General features: G+C 56.7%; 14 protein-coding genes. 2 read left to right on the top strand and 12 right to left on the bottom strand.

Going from position 1 to position 16,680, the window contains the following annotated elements:
- Nucleotides 1-47 precede the first annotated feature (47 nt).
- From ygjK to ebgR, 6 genes are all read right to left on the bottom strand, one after another.
- Nucleotides 48-2,402, bottom strand: a complete 2,355-nt coding sequence (gene ygjK / locus C8D90_RS09770) for an alpha-glucosidase (protein ID WP_260503134.1) — start codon at nucleotides 2,400-2,402, stop codon at nucleotides 48-50.
- Between the two features lie 16 nt (nucleotides 2,403-2,418).
- Nucleotides 2,419-3,480, bottom strand: coding sequence for a protein YgjJ (ygjJ, locus tag C8D90_RS09765; RefSeq protein WP_115458266.1), 1,062 nt, complete (start codon nucleotides 3,478-3,480; stop codon nucleotides 2,419-2,421).
- Between the two features lie 46 nt (nucleotides 3,481-3,526).
- Entirely contained in the window at nucleotides 3,527-4,948 is a 1,422-nt protein-coding gene (locus C8D90_RS09760; protein ID WP_115458265.1) for an amino acid permease, read from the bottom strand.
- A gap of 75 nt (nucleotides 4,949-5,023) precedes the next feature.
- Nucleotides 5,024-5,473: a beta-galactosidase subunit beta gene (locus tag C8D90_RS09755; protein ID WP_115458264.1), complete on the bottom strand. Its 450-nt coding sequence runs from the start codon at nucleotides 5,471-5,473 to the stop codon at nucleotides 5,024-5,026.
- Nucleotides 5,470-8,559, bottom strand: a complete 3,090-nt coding sequence (gene ebgA / locus C8D90_RS09750) for a beta-galactosidase subunit alpha (protein WP_115458263.1) — start codon at nucleotides 8,557-8,559, stop codon at nucleotides 5,470-5,472. The genes C8D90_RS09755 and ebgA overlap by 4 nt, the downstream gene beginning before the upstream one ends.
- 193 nt (nucleotides 8,560-8,752) lie before the next feature.
- On the bottom strand, nucleotides 8,753-9,739 hold the full coding sequence (gene ebgR / locus C8D90_RS09745; protein ID WP_115458262.1) for a transcriptional regulator EbgR: 987 nt from the start codon (nucleotides 9,737-9,739) through the stop codon (nucleotides 8,753-8,755).
- 225 nt (nucleotides 9,740-9,964) lie between these two features.
- Between ebgR and C8D90_RS09735 the strand changes: the two genes are divergently transcribed.
- A complete protein-coding gene (locus tag C8D90_RS09735; protein ID WP_115458261.1) occupies nucleotides 9,965-10,297 on the top strand; it encodes a tRNA-binding protein in 333 nt (110 codons plus the stop codon).
- A 32-nt stretch (nucleotides 10,298-10,329) separates the two neighbouring features.
- Here C8D90_RS09735 and C8D90_RS22175 read toward each other — a convergent pair whose 3' ends face one another.
- On the bottom strand, nucleotides 10,330-11,226 hold the full coding sequence (locus C8D90_RS22175; protein WP_196238499.1) for a hypothetical protein: 897 nt from the start codon (nucleotides 11,224-11,226) through the stop codon (nucleotides 10,330-10,332).
- A 221-nt stretch (nucleotides 11,227-11,447) separates the two neighbouring features.
- Between C8D90_RS22175 and C8D90_RS09725 the strand changes: the two genes are divergently transcribed.
- Entirely contained in the window at nucleotides 11,448-11,855 is a 408-nt protein-coding gene (locus C8D90_RS09725) for a hypothetical protein (protein ID WP_115458260.1), read from the top strand.
- Nucleotides 11,856-11,956: 101 nt separating this feature from the next.
- Here C8D90_RS09725 and C8D90_RS09720 read toward each other — a convergent pair whose 3' ends face one another.
- From C8D90_RS09720 to C8D90_RS09700, 5 genes are all read right to left on the bottom strand, one after another.
- Nucleotides 11,957-12,343, bottom strand: a complete 387-nt coding sequence (locus C8D90_RS09720) for a VOC family protein (RefSeq protein WP_221810572.1) — start codon at nucleotides 12,341-12,343, stop codon at nucleotides 11,957-11,959.
- A gap of 161 nt (nucleotides 12,344-12,504) precedes the next feature.
- The gene (moeB, locus tag C8D90_RS09715) at nucleotides 12,505-13,287 is read right to left on the bottom strand and encodes a molybdopterin-synthase adenylyltransferase MoeB (RefSeq protein WP_115458258.1); all 783 of its coding nucleotides are present in this window, start codon (nucleotides 13,285-13,287) and stop codon (nucleotides 12,505-12,507) included.
- Nucleotides 13,288-13,290: 3 nt separating this feature from the next.
- Entirely contained in the window at nucleotides 13,291-14,526 is a 1,236-nt protein-coding gene (gene moeA, locus C8D90_RS09710) for a molybdopterin molybdotransferase MoeA (protein ID WP_115458257.1), read from the bottom strand.
- A 156-nt stretch (nucleotides 14,527-14,682) separates the two neighbouring features.
- Nucleotides 14,683-15,522 carry an S-formylglutathione hydrolase gene (fghA, locus tag C8D90_RS09705; RefSeq protein ID WP_115458256.1) on the bottom strand — a complete coding sequence of 280 codons (840 nt, stop codon included), beginning with the start codon at nucleotides 15,520-15,522 and terminating at the stop codon, nucleotides 14,683-14,685.
- Between the two features lie 10 nt (nucleotides 15,523-15,532).
- On the bottom strand, nucleotides 15,533-16,660 hold the full coding sequence (locus tag C8D90_RS09700; protein ID WP_115458255.1) for an S-(hydroxymethyl)glutathione dehydrogenase/class III alcohol dehydrogenase: 1,128 nt from the start codon (nucleotides 16,658-16,660) through the stop codon (nucleotides 15,533-15,535).
- Nucleotides 16,661-16,680: the final 20 nt, after the last annotated feature.

Here is a 16,680-nt window from a genome sequence, read left to right as displayed (position 1 = left end):
TTCCCTGTAAGGGAAAGGCCGGGGTTAACAACACGTCAGGGAACACGTCAGGGTTGCCTGAAAAAATCATTGTAGAGCATGTATAAGTGCGCTGCGCTCCAGGAAAAATTGGGGGCGCCCTGTTGTGCTCCGGTCAATGGATTGTAGTTCTCCTGAATCGGGCCGTCGGATGTTAAACCTTTGGCGTGACGGAAAAACGTATTCGCCAGTTTCAGCGCATCGTCACGATATCCGTAACGCTCCATCCCTTTTAGCCCAAACCACAGCTGATCCACCCATACCCGTCCGCGCCAGTAAATATCGGCGCCGAATGCCGGGTTAGTCAATGCTGCGGTACCAAGCGGCACGTAGGTGTTAAATTCCCGTGGGTCGAGCATCACGGAGACGACCGCATCGGCATGAGGTTGCGTCGCGGCGCCATTGAACAGCGGCGACCAACCTTCTGGCCCTTTGCCCCGCTCCACGATGGGTTTTCCGGCGCATCCGTTGGGCAGTGGCTGGTCCTCAATACGGATGTCATAATAGAATTTTGTTGCCGGATCGAACATGCAGGTATTGATGTAATCCGCCAGCTTTTGCGCCAGCATGCGATAGTGCCGGGCGTCAGCGGTTTTGCCGAGCAGGGCCGCCATTTCAGCCAGATAATGATTGTCGCTGTACATATAGCTGGCCTGATCAACGGATTCCTGCAGCAGCGAGTAGCCTAACAGCGTGCCGTCCTTTGCCCGGTTTTCGGCAAATTTTACTTCCCAGTCGCTGCGTTTACCGCCGTTGGCAATATATCGGGCCAACTGGTCGCTATCGATGAATCCGAAGACGGCTGCGTCATCGCGTCCGGACTCCCAGGATGCGGCGACCTGAGCCGGAATTTGCAGGCTGTCGTACTGACCTTTGTCGATCATCGCGGCATAATTTTTCAGCCCGGATAAGGTTTCTTCTTTTCCCCCATGGGTGACGGTAAACAGCATGCTGCCGTCCGGGGTGTTGTGGGCTTTGTCGCGCGTTGCGCCATATTCCGGCACACCGTTACCGTTGTGATCGCGGTTGCGCAGCCACCAGTCGTGATAAGCGACCAGCTTTGGATACATCTGCTCCAGCCAGGCTTTATCTTTGGTGACGTTATAGACCTCCATCACGGACCATGCCGCCAGGCTGGGCTTCGTGTTACGCTCGTTCCAGTTGCCGCCGTCACCGCCGCGTTCCGGGCTGAGATTCCAGGCAATCAGGTCGGGAACAAACCCGGCATCCTGCGGCCGTACCGCGTCGCCGGGCTGAATTTGATGTGAGAACACGGCGCGAATATTTTCTTTGGCAATATCCGGATTAAAGTGCGCCATGGCGAATGCCTGCTTCCAGGTATCCCACGGCCATGTCTGGTTACCGGAAAACCAGCGGCCGGTTACCGATGGCGTTACGGTGTCGTGCTTCAGCGCACCGCCGGGGGAACGCCAGTTACCGTTCAGGGTCTCAATCGCTTTGACCGCAACACGGGTTTGTTCCGGCGTGGCGTTCGGGTTGCTCAGCCCCCGTTGCAGATAACCTTCCCAGCGTTGTTGTGATGCGCTGAGGTAGCGCTGCGGATGCGCCAGCATGTCCTGTATCCGGGGTTGTTCAGCGCGCACCTCTTGCCCGGTCAGCAAGTGTGAGTAGGTGGTGTAGATCGTCGTTGAACCGGTGATATGCGCTTTGCTGGTGAACCGGTGGCCATCGGTGACGGTGTGCAGCGGGATAGACTTATGTATCTGGTACTGTGATTCACCGGATGTCAGCAAATCCCAGGTGGCGCGGACTTTACCGAACGTGACCTTCAGGCCGTTGCCGGTGGCGATGATGCTGCGACGATAATCCGGAAACGCGGCATCAATGGTTTTACCGGAAGATGACTTTCCTTCTTTGGCCTCCGGCTTTTCCAGCAACTCGCCGTCCCAAACCAAATCTAGCGCAACCGGGCTGATGATCCTGGTTTCCAGCAGCGAAGTACGGTCACTGGCAAAGCGCAGTGTCATTTTAATCTGTACTTCTGCGCCGGTGAGTATTTGTACCAGGGCGCCGGGGATGCTGTAGGCTTGCAGGGTGAAATCCAGTTTCTTTCCGTTTTGGTATACCGTCAGGCGATCAAAATTCTTCGCCATAAAGTTGATGTATTCTTCCGTGAGGAGCGCGGTACCAGGAAAGCCGCCAGATGTGTCAGGACCATCCGGCAGCAGGTGACCATGCCAGGCGCCGAGGTCAAAAAACGGATTAAAGCGCTGATGGTCGTCAGCATCAAAGTCGCGCATATACTCAGGCGCACCGGTGCGGTTAATGACGTTTTTGAAATCATCAGCCACAGCGGCATGAACGGCGTTGTTCATCAGTAACGCGCACACCAGCGGCGTTAGCGGGAGGAGGGGCTTGATCATTATTGGTTATCCCTTGTTACCAGTAGAAATATTGCATCAGGAAAATTTTGTCGCTGGGATCGCCAGAGGCATTTTTCATGTACCAGCGGCTGTCGAAAGCGGTGGCGAAGCGTCCGTCGCCGTATTCATACCAAATCCCGAACTGCGCAAATGAGGTGGTTTCATCCGCGGCGTTATCAGGCCGGTGTTTGGCGTAGCTGTAAGCGGTTGACAGGTAGACGCCCTTCAGGGCTTCTGCCATGGCGCTGACCATAAAACCGGTTTCCGTTCCCGCTGCATCCCGGCCTTTGGCCCGCCCGGTATGATGCCAGGCGCGGGCGGCCAGGTTGGACGTCAGCAAGCCGGTTAAAAACAGTTGCCCGGTTCCATCGGTGATTTCCAGACCATTCATCCAGGTTACGCCTTTGGCTATGTCATATTGTAGGTAGCCGTTAGCCATCGCCGGGTAGGTATACTTATCGTCATAGCGGTCGTACTTGCCGAAATGAAGCCAGGCTTTACTTTCGTTATGGTGCCCGGCGGGTGCTGCTGTGATGCTGTAGCGAAGGGCGCCCGCCAGGTTTTGTATCTTCAGCGCAGTGGTCAGGTCACGGGTGTTGGGGATGACGTAGCCCAGGTCGGGCGTAAAGTCGCCCCACCATTGCAGATCGTCCAGCGAGGAATCATTGCGCACGCTGAGTATGACTTCAGTGTTGCCATCGGTACGATAGCCGCCGTAAAGACGGTTCAGGCCGCCCTCAAAGCCGCCCCAGCCGTGGTCTGGCACCCAGGCGTTTCCCTGGTGGTCGGCCTGAACCGTCCACCCTTCGCCGTAAATCAGGCCAAACCAGGAACCGTGTTTGATCTCCAGCCCGCCCTCAATATAGGTGCCGTCGCTGTATTTATGCTTATCCTCTCCTTCTGTGTCCATATATCCGCCAAGCCCTATTTCTCCGTAAAAACGGAATGCCGGGGCGGTGAGTTCAGGTATTTTTGTATCATCATGTTCTGCAGGATGAATAGTTTCTGCTGCCAGGGAAAAAGAACAGCCGAAAAACAGGGCCGGTAAGGCCCTGTTGACATGAAAATTTAATTTCATTCATTTATCTCGAAAATGTATTTAGCGTTGTTTATTTATATTGTGATTAAATCGGTGCGCGTTCTGTTTTTTGTTCTTCCTCTGATAAGCCTTTTTCATAGTTACCGTATTTCCACCAGGCAAAGCCAAGGAAAATAGCGATACCGCCAACGTTATAAAAAATAATGGTCATAATATTTGCGCCGGTCGGGAAAGTAGAGGCGACAAACCCGATGGCAAATATCACGATCAGCATCGACACAATGATTATGCCCGTCCTGCGCGAACCCATTTTAAAGTCGCGCGGCAGGTGATCGAGCTTAGAACGCAGATTCAGGTAAGCCAGCATAATAAATAACGGTGGCAGCATAGAGGCTGCGGCAGTCATATTAATTACCGTGTTCATCAGGTCCTGTGCGGTATCAGAACCCAGGCTCGGCACGATCATCAGCGGAATAACGATCAAAAACTGAATCCAGGCCGCACGCGCCGGTACGCCGTTTTCATTGAGCTTAACGGTTTTCGCGCCGAAAATGCCCGCCGGAATTTCGGAGAAAAAGATTTTAACCGGCGTTGCCGTCCACATCAGCAGCGAGCCGAACATCGCGGTAAAGGACACCATGCCGACGAAGCGGTTCACCAGCATTTCCGGCAGCCCGAAGTAGGCGGCCATCCCGTGAAAAACCTGGACAGAGCCGCCGGTGTACTTCAGTTCCTTGCTGCTGATGAAAACGTTAATCAGCACGGAAGAAACGGAGTACAGCACGCCGATAAAAATACCGGCAAGGATAATCACCTTAACGAACGATTTTGACCCGCCCTTGACGTCGTTAACGTATACCGCGACGGATTCGGCGCCGCCTGCGGCCATAAAAATCCAAGTAATGATGCCGAGGAAAGCCCAGCTGAAGTTCGGGATCATGGCGTCAACGGTGATCGGATCCACCGGCTGTACGCCGCCGAGCAGCGCCGCGCCCGCCAGCAGAATATAAGACAGCGTGAGCAGCAGCATCAGCGTGGACGTCACCGACGTAATCGGCCCCAGCATCTTCGCGCCGTTGGTGGAAACCCAGGTGGAGAAGGCGAACAGGATCATGCTCAGCACCGTGGTGGCGATGGGCGTCAGGATATATTCGTAGCCTAAGAACGCATAGGAGGCGTAGGCGAGAACACGCGGCAGCAGCGAAGTGAAAAAGAACAGGTTAACAAACCAGTAGGTATACGCCGAAATAAATGCCCAGCGCCCGCCCAGCGAACTTTTCACCCAGGCGTAAACGCCGGCTTCTGAGTTTTTATTCAGCGATACGAATTCCGCAATAATTAAGCAGAATGGAATAAAGTAGAAAATGGTTGCTAAAAAGAACATCGGGGCAGAGGCAAGCCCCAGCTCAATATTATTATTGATGACGTTATTAAAATTAAAAACGGCGGCGAAGGTCAGTGATAATAAGCCGAACTTGCCGATTGTATTACGTTTGACATCAGACATAACACATCTCCGGATAGATATAGGGTAAGGGCGGCGCGACATAGGCGCCACCTGTATTTCTGTTTGTTGTGATCTTTATTTATTGTGAAAATACCCCTCTTCGGTGGTTACCAGGAGAATGACCTTTTTCACGTCGCCATCGCTGATAAAGCGATAGGCTTCGGCGTTATCGCAGATCACTATCTGACCTGCGTGTACCCGCACGATCTCTCCTGCGCCTTCCAGATATTCACGGTCGGTTTCGTCACGGTAACTTTCGGCGGGGCGTAACCAGGCCTTTGGCGCGAATTCGATTTCTTGTGTTCCCTGCAAGTAGTAATGCACTTCAAAATAGCGGCGGTGGCCGACGAAACACGCGTCGGTGACGGCGCGGGTTTCCAGGCGGTATGCCAGGGAATCCCCCACGGAATGCGCGACGCCGGGCCTGATGTTGCCGATATTTTCAATGGCTTCCACGCAGCGGCGCCATTTGCGCCCGGCGTGATAAACCTGCTTGAACTGTTCTAAGCTATCGAGAATTCTCATTTTTCCACCTCGCCTGAAGCCGCGGAGAAGAAGCCATCGCCGAACTGATGGCGCGCCAGCGCCTGCGGCGCGGCGTTGCCGCTGGTCAGCGCAAGCAGCGTGAAACCGTAACGGAACGGCGTGAACCCGACGCGCCAGCTGTCCAGCACTTCGCTGCCCCAGGAGTTCGACCCCAGGCCAAGCAACTGGTGATCCAGGTTCAGGGTGATGTCATCGCTGCGGCGCAGTTCGTTACAGTGCTGTGCCGCCTGAATGTTCTCCGCGCTGTACGGCCAAGCGCTGAAGTGAACAGGCTGCTGCGGCACGACCAGCAAACCGCTGCCGTGACGGTCAGTAAGCGACGCCCACCGCACGTGTTGGCGGTTGCCGTTGTTTTGCGGGAAGGGATAGTTTTCGAACATGTCCGCGACGGTGCTGCGCCAGACATCAATGATGTTGGCCTGGCGGCTGTCGGGGTAGTTTTCGCCGGGGCCGCGGCCATAGTAGGTCACCTGGTTGAAGCGGCCGTTAATGCCCATGGTGAAACCGATGCACGGAATAATGTGCGGGTAGTCGCCGTAACGCTCTCCCTGCAATTCAACATTGATCTGCCCGTCTGCGGTGATACGCCAGCGGTAGGTGCAGCGCATGCCGAAATCGAACACCGGCGGGGCGATGACGCTGCGGGTCGTGACGAATACCGCGCCGTCGCGCAGTTCCGCCGTGAAGCCGCGCAGATGTTCCTGCATGATTTGCAGATGATTGGGCTGCCAGAGTCCTTCGAACTCCTGCTTGTGGTTGTCGATAACCGGTTTGAAAAAGTTGATTTTCGGCGCGGTGGTGACGCGTTCTTCGCCGTCGACCAGCCAGGAGACCAGCTTGCCGCTGACTTTGGAGAACGCTATGCGGAAGTTGTAGCCGTTGACGACGTAACGTAAGCGGTCCTCTTCCGTCGTCAGGGGCGCGGCGTTGTGATTAACGAACGGCGCCATTTCGGCGCTGTGCGCCTTAAGCGGGAACTGATACACGGCGATTTCATGATTTGCGTCGCTGTAGAGCGTGCGTGAGTCCTTGCTCACCGTGACGTTCACAAAGGCTTCCCGCTCATCCAGCGCCGGCAGGTCGATGTTGATGGCGCGACCCTCGCCAGGCTCCAGGCCGGTGAGCTTAATCCGCTGAGCGGCAAGCGTTTCGCCTTCCGCCCGGATTTCGATGTACAGCGTGTAATCATCCAGCGTGGTAAACCACAGCTTGTTTTCGACCCACAGCTCGCCGCGCGCCATGTCTCCGGCGTAAATTTTCACCGGCGCGATCACCTGCTTGTACTCTTTCAGGCCGGGACCGGGGGTTTGATCGGGGTAAATTAGTCCGTCCAGACAGAAGTTGTAGTTGTTGGGATAATCGCCGTAGTCGCCGCCGAACTTATAGTAAATGACGCCGTTTTCATCCGTGGCCTGAATGCCGTGATCGCACCATTCCCACACGTAGTGGCCCTGTATGCAGTCATGCTGGTAAAACACGTTCTGGTATTCCGTCAGCCCGCCGGGGCCGTTGCCCATCGCATGGGCGTATTCGCAGATAATGCGCGGCTTGGCGTGGGGATATTCGCCGAAGAGGTTCATCAGCGGTACGCGGGTATACATGGTGGAGATAACGTCAACCACCTCGGCGTCGCGGTCTTCTTCGTAGTGGATCAGCCGGGTGTCATCCAGCGCTTTGGCGGCGTGATACATCGCCGGGATGTTGCAGCCGTAGCCGGATTCGTTGCCGAGTGACCAGATGACGATCGACGGATGGTTTTTCTGCGCGTGGATATGGCGCACGATGCGCTCCACGTAGACATTTTCCCAGGCGGGATCGTCGGTAATACGGCTGAGATCGCCGACGTTGGCGAAACCGTGGGATTCCACGTCGGTTTCCGCCATGACGAACAGGCCGTAAACGTCACACAGCTCATAAAAGCGTGGATCGTTGGGGTAGTGCGCGGTGCGTACCGAGTTGATGTTGTGCTGCTTCATCAGCACCAGATCCCTTTCCACGCGATCCATGCCTACCGCGCGGCCTTTCAGGTGATCGTTATCGTGGCGGTTGACGCCGTGCAGCATGACGTAGCGATTGTTGATGTAAAACAGCCCGTTGCGGACTTTGATGTCGCGAAAGCCGACGCGCTGCGGAATCACTTCGAGAATGTTGCCCTGCGCGTCTTTCAGCGTCATGACCAGGTGGTAGAGGTACGGCGTTTCTGCCGACCACTGCTGCGGCGCCGCAACGTCAATGACGAATTCCGCCGTCGCCCGCGGGTGGACGATATGCGTGCTGACCTCGCCGTGGTGCAGACAGCGCCCGCCGTCGTACAAATCGTATTCCAGCGTGGTATGGGCCGGCTCCGCCGCCAGTTTTTCCAGCTCGACCCGGCAGGCGAGGGTGGCGTTCCGGTAGTCGTCGTCAAAGTCGGTTCGTACGCTGAAGTCCCAAACGTGCGTGTCGTTTTTGCCGACCAGATACACATCGCGGAAAATGCCGGCAGACCACCACATGTCCTGATCTTCAATGTAGGTCGAGTCTGCCCACTGCATAACGCGCACGCACAGCAGGTTATCACCCGTTTTTACCGCATCGCTGATGTCGAATTCCGCCGTCAGACGGCTGCCTTTGCTGAAGCCGATATAGCGGCCGTTAACGTAGACCTCGAAGTACGTCTCCACGCCGTCGAACTTGATGATGACCTGCCTGCCGCGCCAGCCGTCGCCCAGCGTAAAGCGGCGCTGGTAGGCGCCGGTCGGGTTATCGGCGGGAACGTAAGGAACGTCAATCGGGAAAGGGAAACCCTCGTCGGTATACTGTAACTGCCCGTGGCCCTCCATTTGCCACATCCCCGGCACCGTGATGCTCTCCCAGCCCTCCATGTACTGCGCGGTAAACGTCTCCGGCACCCACAGCGGATTGGTAAAAAAGCGGAAATTCCATTGCCCGCTCAGGGGCAGAAAGTGGCTGCTGTTTTCCCGGACAAAGCTGCGCGCCCGGGCGATCGTGTCATACGAGAAGAAATACGCACGTGGCGCCAACCTGTTTTCGTGGGTGAGTTGGACGTTTTCCCAACGATTCATGTAGCCTCCCTGTGTGGCAGGTAAGAATTGATGCTGGGATTTTAGTAAAAAATTTACTAAATAATACAAGTAAAGATCACATAATTTGACTTAAGCGCGTTTTTTACTCATGGAGAGGGAAAGCGGGAGAAAACGGGAAAAAGGAGAAAACGAGAAAGAGGAAGGCCGCCGTATCCGGCAGCCGGGAAAGCCGTCAGCGGGTGGTGCCGCGCAGCTTCAGTTTGCTGGGAACGAAAACCCGTAACGGCAGCGCACGCCCGTCGCGGGCTTTTTCAAACAGCAGGTTGACCCCCTGGCTGCCCATCATTTCGGAATGAATGCGCACGGTAGACAGCGGCGGGAAGGTGAAGCGGGCCGTCGGAATGTCGTTGACGCTGACGAGGGAAATATCCTGCGGCAGCGACAGGCCGCGTTCGTGAATGGCGCGCAGCACGCCGATGGCGATGGAGTCCGACGCGACGAACAGGGCGGCGGGGTAGTCGGGCTTCGCCAGCATGATTTTTGCCAGCTCATAGCCGGAAGAGCTGGAGAATCCGCCGCGGTAAATATCTGCCTCCGACACCACGCCTTTCAGGCGGCCATATTCGGTAAACGCCACTTCGCGCACGTCGGCCTTGCCGGGTTTATCTTCGCCGCCGATGAAGCCGATGCGCGTTACGCCCTGCGCGATAAAGAAGTCGATGATCTCTTTGCTGATGTTCGCCAGGTCAATATCGACCGCGTCGTAGTCGCTGGCGGCTTCATGAAAATCGATAAAACAGACGTTGTCCGTCAGCGCAGTGGCGGCGTGGCGCAGGGAGGGCGACGGTTGACCGACGATCAGCACGCCGGTGATTTTCTTCACGTCGGGGATTACGTTGTTTTCATAGCAGTTGGTCAGCTCAATGCCCAGCTTTTCGCACTGCGTTTCAATGCCATGGCGGATGGCGAGGTAGTAGGGATCGTTGATCTCCAGCTCCTGCTGATAGCTGTACAGCGCCAGAATATGGCGATGCCCCGCCGGCGCACCGGCCTGATTTTTGCGTGAGCTGCTGGTTTTATATTCAAGCTTTTCGGCAATTTCCAGAATACGGTGCTTGGTTTCCTCTTTAACGTTCAGATTCGGGTCGTCATTTAAAACCCGGGATACTGTCGCCTGGGAGACCCCGGCCTCGGTCGCGATATCTTTTAGTGTTGCCATGTTGGTCCTTTCGACGTAGACGTAGCTGCCGTATGCGTTTGAGCCATTGTAAAGGATGTGCTTTTACATGCATCTGTTTTTAGTAAAAACGACGTAATAAGCGTGGATATCTGCGGGTTATGTTTATCCGGTTAAAAAGTGATGGCGATAACATTTTGAGCAGTTACGTGCGCAGAGGAAAAATTTTTTGTTATCATTTACTAAAATTTTACTAACGGAGGACGTATGGAAACGGTCGCTTATGCGGATTTTGCCAGGCTTGAGATGCGTACGGGGAAAATCGTTGACGTTAAACGTCATGAAAACGCTGACAAACTTTATATCGCTAAAATCGATGTCGGGGAACAAACACTGCAAACCGTGACCAGCCTGGTGCCATATTACCGGGAAGAGGAGCTGTTGGGAAAAACGGTGGTCGTGCTGTGCAATCTGGCGAAAGCGAAGATGCGCGGTGAAGTGTCGGAATGCATGTTGCTGTGCGCGGAAACGGATGATGCCGCCGAAAGCGTTCTGCTGACGCCGGAACGCGCGATGCCGTGCGGTGTGCGCGTGGTTTAAGCCTGCTGAAAACCGGAGAAGCGCAAACGCCGTTACTTTTGCTTTTCCTTCTCCGGCATTGGCCCTTTCTCCCGGTATCCGCCGGGGTAGTAGCTGATGTTCTGGCGCTGCCATAGCGTCGTCACCTGCGTTTTCTCTTCGCCGCCGTTGCCGCGGAAATAAAGTTTCTCCTGTTTTTCCACCAGCGTACAGTTGCCGCCGGGATCCCATTGCTGGCACAGGCTGCTGTAGGTGATGTAAGGCGTTTTCGTGGTCGTGCTCAGGTCTTTGCCGTCCTGGGTGAAGGTTGAGTAGGAGACATTGTCATTTTTAATGACCTTGGTCAGCCGTCCGTCCTTCCCATACAGGTAGAGGCCGAAACCGGGCCTGCCGCCCAGCGACAGATAAAAACGCACCCGCTGATCCGGCGTATAGAAGTAGTAGCGGTTAGTGACGCTGATGGCGCCCGGCTGCGCCTCCACGTTAGACACTTTAACGATGCGTCCGGCTTTATCGGTTTTATAGGCGCTGACGAACTGCGTGACTTTCGTTCCATCACGGGTTTTCACGGCGACAGCGCTGCGGCTGACCCAGCCGGCAACGATGTTGTCAGGGTGCAACTGACTTTCCCACACCGGATTCGGGCCATAGCTTTGGACGGCGCTGATGATCTGGCCGTGTTGATCGAAATCCACGTTGACGTCGCGTACGTAACGCTCGCTTTCCGGGCCGATGACGTATTGACGGAACGCTTTAACCGGGCCGATGAGATCGCCTTCCATCAGGATGATGTTATTCGATTTGACAATGTTGGAGGGGCCGCCTCCGGAGGGAAGCGCATATGCCATCGCCGGCAAAAATAAAAGCATGGCCGGTAAAGCGAATGTCCGGAACTTCATACGGTTACCTTTCTTGATGCTGACGGCGATGGTGCCTCGGCGAATAGACAATCATAACGCATTGACACCGGGCAGTTAAACCAGCGGGTGCGGCGCGGAGATAAATTAGGAGTAAATGGGCAAAGAGGCCGGGGGACGTGATTATCATATTGAAATATAAAGAATTAAAGTTGAAAAAAGATCCCCTCAAATGCTGTTCCTCTGCGATGGCGAACAATATACTGTATGCATAAACAGTGCATTGATGTCTGAATAATCAAAGAGGAATAATCATGTTTACAAGTATTGAGCAAGTATTCACCTCCGTAACCCGCGTTGCCGGCCGTCGCCTGCGTATTGCGCTGAACCCGGAAGCGATGGCGCCGGAATATTCCCGTTATAAAATCGGCTTTATCATTACCGACATGCCGCATAATGCCTGGCCGGCGCCGTACCGCAATTTGAACAATACGGGGAAACTGATGCTGCCCAATTACGCTTTTCCGGCACTGCCTGAAACTATCGGCGAATTCGTGCAGCGAATTCCGCTGGAAGGGAACGCCGCAACAAACGCCATCGAATTTCTGATCCCCGGCGTAGCGGATGAAGACAGCGTAAGCATGCGTGTTTGCATTATTGATCCGAGCGACATTGAGTTTAAGGAAGCGCCGCTTTTGGCGGTTATTGATTTGTCATTCTGAATGCTTTTCACACGCCCCGGCGGGGGCGGTGAAAAGCAGCGCCGGGATTAAAAACAGCGGTGAGTGTCTCTGGGCACTCACCGCGCAATTTTTTAAGCCGTTTACAGCAGATTGGCGATTTCGATGAGGTTGCCGTCCGGATCGCGCAGGTACAGGGAGTTCAGCCTGCCGGTGGCGCCGGTTCTTTCTACCGGGCCTTCGACAATCTCAACGCCGCAGCCGATTAACCACAGCATCACTTCCTGCAACGGCTGGGGTGTAATGAAGCAGAGATCGGCGCTGCCGGGCACCGGTGTTTTCGCATGGGGAAGAAAGGGGGTGTTGGCGGGATGCAGGTTGATTTTCTGCTCGCCGAATTTCAGCGCCGTGCGCTGTTGCTGCTCGCCGAAGGTTTCCGCCTCCATGCCCAGAACGTTTTGATAAAAAGCGACGCTTTTGGCGACGTCCGCGACGGTCAATACCACGTGATCGAGACGGGAAAGCTTTATCATGACGGCTCCTTAGAAATTCGGTACTAATGCAAATTGAGCTATCAGGTAAACAAAAAAATAGCATTTTCTCAATAGTTGATTAACGAAACTGTGGCTTTACGGCGGGCGTCCCCGTCATTCCCGCGCTTTCGGGTATAACGGGGAAAGATCAGAGGGCGTTATTCGCCAGCGGCTTCGGCGCCGCACACTTCGCAGTGCGGATTTTTGGGAAGGGCCATGCTGCGCCATTGCGTGGTCATCGCGTCCAGCATGAGCAACCGGCCGCCTGGCGGTGTGCCGAAGTGCGTCAGCAGCTTGATGGCTTCCAGCGCCTGCATGGTGCCGATGATGCCGACCAGCGGAGCCATCACCCCGGCTTCTACGCAGCTCAGCACGTTCTGGCCGAATAACCGGCTCAGGCAGCGGTAGCAAGGTTCATCCGGCTGGTAAGTGAAGACGCTGATTTGTCCTTCCATACGGATCGCGGCGCCGGAAACCAGCGGTGTTTTACGCTGAAAGCAGAGACGGTTAAGGCTGTCACGAATGGCGACGTTGTCCGTACAGTCGAGCACCAGATCCACACCGGCAATCAGATCGTCCAGTGCGTCTTCTTCCAGCCGGGCGTTAACGGTGCGGATCTCTACGTGCGGATTGATGGCGCAGAGCGTCTGGCGTGCGGATTCCACCTTGGGCATGCCGATACGGGCGTCGGTATGCAGGATTTGACGTTGCAGGTTAGACAGGGAAACTGTGTCGAAGTCCAGCAGCGTCAGCTTGCCGATGCCGGCGGAGGCCAGATATTGCGTCGCGGCGCAGCCCAGCCCGCCCAGCCCGACCACCAGCGCATGCGAGGCTTTCAGCCGCTCCTGGCCGTCAAAGTCGAAACCGCGCAGCACGATCTGGCGGTTATAACGCAGGGTTTCCTCGTCGCTCAGCGCCGGCAGGGAAGAAGAGGGCGCCATGATTTATACCTTCAGCAACGGGTTAAACAGTTCGATATTGACCCACTCGCCGGCCTGCACGTTGCCGCGCTCGCGCTCCAGCACGATGAACGCATTAGCAAGGCTGAAAGAACTGAACACGTGGGAACCCTGGTTGCCGGTGGTGCGTACCTCCAGCTCGCCCTGCGCGTTGGCGCTGACGATGCCGCGCTGCAGATCAAGGCGGCCGGGAGTTTTCTTCAGCGGCGTCAGCGCGCGGGCTTTCTGGCGTGCCGGCGGCTGCCAGTGCGTGTTGCCGGACAGGTGCACCAACAGCGGCTGAACCAACTGATAGAACGTCACCACGGCTGATACCGGATTACCCGGCAAACCGCAGAACCAGGCTTTGCTGAGTTTGCCGAAGGCGAACGGTTTGCCGGGTTTCATCGCCAGTTTCCAGAAGCTGATGCTGCCCACTTCGTCGAGGATTTGCTTGGTGAAGTCGGCCTCCCCAACGGAAACGCCGCCGCTGCTGATCAGCACGTCGGCGCATTCGTCCGCTTTACGGAACGCCTCGCGCAGCGCCTGCGGATCGTCGCGGACGATGCCCAAATCGACAATCTCGCAGCCGAGCTGCTCCAGCATCAGACGCACTGCGAAACGGTTGGTGTCGTAAATCTGCCCCTCCTGCAGCGGCGTGCCGACCGGCTGCAGTTCGTCGCCGGTGGAGAACAGCGCCACGGTCAGCTTACGCACCACGCGCACCCGTTCGATGCCCAGCGAGGCCAGCAGCGGCAGTTCGGCCACGCCCAGCCTGACGCCGGCGTCCAGCACCGGCGCGCCGCGGCGGATGTCTTCGCCGGGCAGGCGGATATTCTGGCCCTTTTCCGGCGCTTCGCTGAAGCTGACGCCCTGTTCGCCGGCCTGCGCCAGCTCTTGCATGATGACGGTATCCACGCCGGCGGGAACCGCCGCGCCGGTCATAATGCGGATCGCGCTGCCTGCCGGGCATTCGCCGTGAAACGGCGCGCCGGCGAAAGATTTACCGGCCACCGGCAACACCACGCCCGGCGTGACGTCGGCCGCGCGTACGGCGTACCCGTCCATCGCTGAGTTGGCAAAGGACGGCACGTCCACCGGCGAAACCACGGCGTCGGCGGTAATTCGCCCGGCGGCTTCGGTAAGCGGAACCTCTTCAAACTCTTGCAAGGGCCGGGTTTGGGTCAACAGTTTTTCCAGGGCTTGTTCAAGCGAGATGAGGCCGGACGTATTCAATTCCATCAGCAAACTCCAGGGCGGATAACGGGCAAAACGCTATTATGGCAGAGATTGCGGACGGGTAGAACGTTAGCGGGCGCGGCAGGTGACAAAGGCGGCGTTTTACCTGATGACGAAACGTGAGAGATGTCCGCCGCGCGCCGGCGGCGGACGCGGGGCTTACAACCCGAGATGGGCGGCGTGGAACCGCAGGTGATCTTCGATAAAGGTGGCGATGGTGTAATAGCTGTGATCGTAACCCGCCTGAATGCGCAGGGTCAGCGGCCAGTCATGCTGACGCGCCAGCTCGGCCAGACGCGCCGGCTGCAGCTGATCTGCCAGAAACTGATCGTTGTCGCCCTGATCGATTAACACCGGCACCTTCGGGCCGGGGCGGGCGATCAGCGCGCAGCTGTCATATGCGCGCCAGGTGGTTTCATCATCGCCCAGATAGGCGCTGAAGGCTTTGCGTCCCCACGGCACCTGGGACGGATTCACGATCGGCGCGAAGGCGGAAATCGAGCTGTACTGTGCGGCATTGCGCATCCCGATAACCAGCGCGCCGTGCCCGCCCATCGAATGCCCGGCGATCGCCTGACGGCCATTGCAGTTGAAATGGCTGTGCATCAGCTCCGGCAGTTCCTCGCTGATATACTGGTACATCCGGTAGTTGCGATCCCAGGGGGGCTGCGTGGCGTTGAGGTAAAAACCGGCGCCCTGGCCCAGATCATAAGCCTCGTCGTTCGGCACGTTCTCCCCGCGCGGGCTGGTGTCGGGGATCACCAGCGCCAGCCCCAGCTCGGAGGCCACGCGCTGCGCGCCGGCCTTGGTGGCGAAGTTTTCGTCGCTGCACGTCAGGCCGGAAAGCCAGTACAGCAACGGCGGCGGCGCATCGTCCGCCGTCGGCGGCAGGTAAACGCTGAACGTCATCGCGCAGTTCAGGCTGCCGGAGTCATGACGGTAGCGTTGCTGCCAGCCGTTGAACAAGCGGTGTTCTTCCAGTAGCTCCAGTGAGTCCACTGTTCCCTCCTTATTTTTGGCCGAAGTGAATGACGCTGCGGATGGATTTTCCTTCGTGCATTAAATCAAAGGCGTCGTTGATTTCGTCCAGCGACATGGTGTGGGTGATGAAGTCGTTAAGCTGGAATTCGCCGTCGAGGTAACGCTGTACGATACCCGGCAACTGTGAACGTCCCTTCACGCCGCCGAACGCGGAGCCGCGCCATACGCGCCCGGTCACCAACTGGAACGGACGGGTGGAGATCTCCTCGCCGGCGCCGGCCACGCCGATAATGACGGACTCGCCCCAGCCCTTGTGGCAGCACTCCAGCGCCGAACGCATGACGTTAACGTTGCCGATGCACTCAAAGGAGAAGTCTACGCCGCCGTCGGTCAGTTCAACGATCACGTCCTGAATCGGGCGATCATAGTCGCGGGAGTTGATCAAATCGGTCGCGCCCAGCTTTTTCGCCAGCTCGAACTTATCCGGGTTGATATCGATGCCGATAATGCGCCCGGCGCCGGCCATTTTCGCGCCGATAATCGCCGACAGGCCGATACCGCCCAGGCCGAAAATCGCCACGCTGTCGCCCGGTTTTACCTTGGCGGTGTTCACCACGGCGCCCATGCCGGTAGTGACGCCGCAACCCAGTAGGCACACTTCTTCCAGCGGCGCTTCCTTGCTGATTTTCGCCAGCGAGATTTCGGAAACGACGGTGTATTCAGAGAAGGTGGAGGTGCCCATGTAATGGAAAATCGGCTTGCCGTCTTTAAAGAAGCGGGTGGTGCCGTCCGGCATCAGCCCTTTGCCCTGCGTGGTGCGGATGGCCTGGCACAGGTTGGTTTTACCGGAAAGGCAGAATTTGCACTTGCCGCATTCCGGGGTGTACAGCGGAATGACGTGATCGCCCACCGCGACGCTGGTAACGCCTTCGCCCACCGCTTCTACGACGCCCGCGCCTTCGTGACCCAGAATAGCCGGGAATACGCCTTCGGGATCTTTACCCGAAAGGGTGTAGGCGTCGGTGTGGCACACGCCGGTGGCGACGATACGTACCAGCACTTCCCCTTTTTGCGGCGGCATCAGGTCCACGTCTTCGATTTTCAGGGGTTGATTGGGGCCCCAGGCAACGGCGGCGCGGGTTTTAATCATTTGCATGGTGGTGCTCCTTATTAGTA

Source organism: Enterobacillus tribolii (assembly GCF_003363015.1).
Classification (GTDB): domain Bacteria; phylum Pseudomonadota; class Gammaproteobacteria; order Enterobacterales; family Enterobacteriaceae; genus Enterobacillus; species Enterobacillus tribolii.
Note: the sequence above shows the minus strand (reverse complement) of the source record. Positions and strands in the feature narration are given on the sequence as shown.

What these genes read in the sequence shown, in the direction of transcription:
- ygjK (WP_260503134.1), bottom strand. Translation starts at nt 2,402, where the DNA reads ATGATCAAGCCCCTCCTCCCGCTAACGCCGCTGGTGTGCGCGTTACTG.
- ygjJ (WP_115458266.1), bottom strand. Translation starts at nt 3,480, where the DNA reads ATGAAATTAAATTTTCATGTCAACAGGGCCTTACCGGCCCTGTTTTTC.
- C8D90_RS09760 (WP_115458265.1), bottom strand. Translation starts at nt 4,948, where the DNA reads ATGTCTGATGTCAAACGTAATACAATCGGCAAGTTCGGCTTATTATCA.
- C8D90_RS09755 (WP_115458264.1), bottom strand. Translation starts at nt 5,473, where the DNA reads ATGAGAATTCTCGATAGCTTAGAACAGTTCAAGCAGGTTTATCACGCC.
- ebgA (WP_115458263.1), bottom strand. Translation starts at nt 8,559, where the DNA reads ATGAATCGTTGGGAAAACGTCCAACTCACCCACGAAAACAGGTTGGCG.
- ebgR (WP_115458262.1), bottom strand. Translation starts at nt 9,739, where the DNA reads ATGGCAACACTAAAAGATATCGCGACCGAGGCCGGGGTCTCCCAGGCG.
- C8D90_RS09735 (WP_115458261.1), top strand. Translation starts at nt 9,965, where the DNA reads ATGGAAACGGTCGCTTATGCGGATTTTGCCAGGCTTGAGATGCGTACG.
- C8D90_RS09725 (WP_115458260.1), top strand. Translation starts at nt 11,448, where the DNA reads ATGTTTACAAGTATTGAGCAAGTATTCACCTCCGTAACCCGCGTTGCC.
- moeB (WP_115458258.1), bottom strand. Translation starts at nt 13,287, where the DNA reads ATGGCGCCCTCTTCTTCCCTGCCGGCGCTGAGCGACGAGGAAACCCTG.
- moeA (WP_115458257.1), bottom strand. Translation starts at nt 14,526, where the DNA reads ATGGAATTGAATACGTCCGGCCTCATCTCGCTTGAACAAGCCCTGGAA.
- C8D90_RS09700 (WP_115458255.1), bottom strand. Translation starts at nt 16,660, where the DNA reads ATGCAAATGATTAAAACCCGCGCCGCCGTTGCCTGGGGCCCCAATCAA.